Here is a 1,362-nt window from a genome sequence, read left to right on the forward strand (position 1 = left end):
TGCTGCTAGTATGATGGCAACCATTATCTCTGGTGGCAGCGGCAAGGGTAAGGGCCGTGATGGCAATAACGATGGGTTTGCCAGCGGTAACAACGGTCGCCGTGATGATGATAGGCGCGATGATGATCGTGATCGGGAGCAACACGAGAAGCGAGAACGTGAAGAGCGTGAGAGACGTGGGCGTGAAGAAAAGCAAAAGCGTGAGGCTGAGGCAGATAAGAAAACATTAGTGGGCAAAGGCCAACAGTTTACCAACGGAAGGAAAAATAAATTAAAGCCTAATATTAGATATAAAACTGGTGAGTATGATTATTTTTATGAAACAGATAAATTAGGTAGGATTTCTAAATTTGAAACAGATAATTTACAATTAACAAAGAGGAAAGATAGATTGTCACATAGCAAAAACACACCGGGTAAAATAAAAGGTCAAGACCATGCAGGACACTTGGCAGGTGATAGGTTCGGAGGTTCTCCAAAGCTAGACAATTTGGTTTCGCAATTATCTGATGTTAATTTAAAGCAGTATAAAAAAATTGAAGATAAATGGGCTGCAGCATTGAATGAAACACCTCCCAAAAAGGTAACAGTAGATGTTGAGATAGTTTATTCTAAAGATAATATGCGACCAGAAAAATTTATAGTTAATTACACAATTGATGGTAAGCCAGGATCGAAAGAACTTGAAAATTAAACTAAGGAGTGAAGTGGAAGAATGAAAGAATTTGAAGAAAAATTTAGTGAGTTACAATCTGATATGATATCAATTTGTATGGAATATGTTGAAGATAGAGCTGACAAAGTATATGTTTATGCTTCACGTGAAGAAGGAGTTACCTCGAGCAGTTTTTTTTATTTAATTAATAACAAATATGTAGAATGTCATAAAGTAAATGATGCTTTGGAGAATGGAGACGAAAGATATGATGTGTCTCAAGATCGAATGTTTATGGTATTGCGTATACTAAATGAAGATATTGGGAAAATAAAAGCATTGTGCGAGGAATATGGAAGAGACGTGCCAACGGAAATGAAATTAATATATGATGTAAATAGCGGTAAATTCAGGGCCGAATATCAATATGATTTAATTTATACTAATGATGACATTAAAACGGCTGATGATATTGCTGATGAGTGGTTTGAGGAAATAAAAAATAATAATCTTTGAAGTTTAAATCTTGACCAAGTGCCGACCACTTAGTCAAGATTTTTTTCTCTTCCCCAGTGCACCCCAAATTCCCTTGTCCTTAACCGTAAATATACAAGTAATGAGAAGTCCATTTAATATCTAATTACAATCACATTCCGTTAAGATGGAGCTTTTCACTGCAGGGGAAAATCCTGCAGGTCAAAGGCTCG

At 36.4% G+C, this 1,362-nt stretch carries 2 protein-coding genes; both read left to right on the top strand.

What is annotated here, in order from left to right; translation table 11 throughout:
• Positions 1 to 694: DNA/RNA non-specific endonuclease (locus GQS10_RS22780; protein ID WP_243735367.1), on the top strand; the 694-nt coding region annotated here is incomplete at its 5' end.
• A 21-nt stretch (positions 695 to 715) separates the two neighbouring features.
• Positions 716 to 1,171, top strand: a complete 456-nt coding sequence (locus tag GQS10_RS22785) for an immunity protein YezG family protein (protein WP_166246605.1) — start codon at positions 716 to 718, stop codon at positions 1,169 to 1,171.
• The last annotated feature ends 191 nt before the right edge of the window (positions 1,172 to 1,362 follow it).

The organism is Paenibacillus turpanensis, from assembly GCF_011421635.1.
GTDB classification, from domain to species: Bacteria; Bacillota; Bacilli; order Paenibacillales; family YIM-B00363; genus Paenibacillus_AK; species Paenibacillus_AK turpanensis.

What these genes read in the sequence shown, in the direction of transcription:
- GQS10_RS22785 (WP_166246605.1), top strand. Translation starts at nt 716, where the DNA reads ATGAAAGAATTTGAAGAAAAATTTAGTGAGTTACAATCTGATATGATA.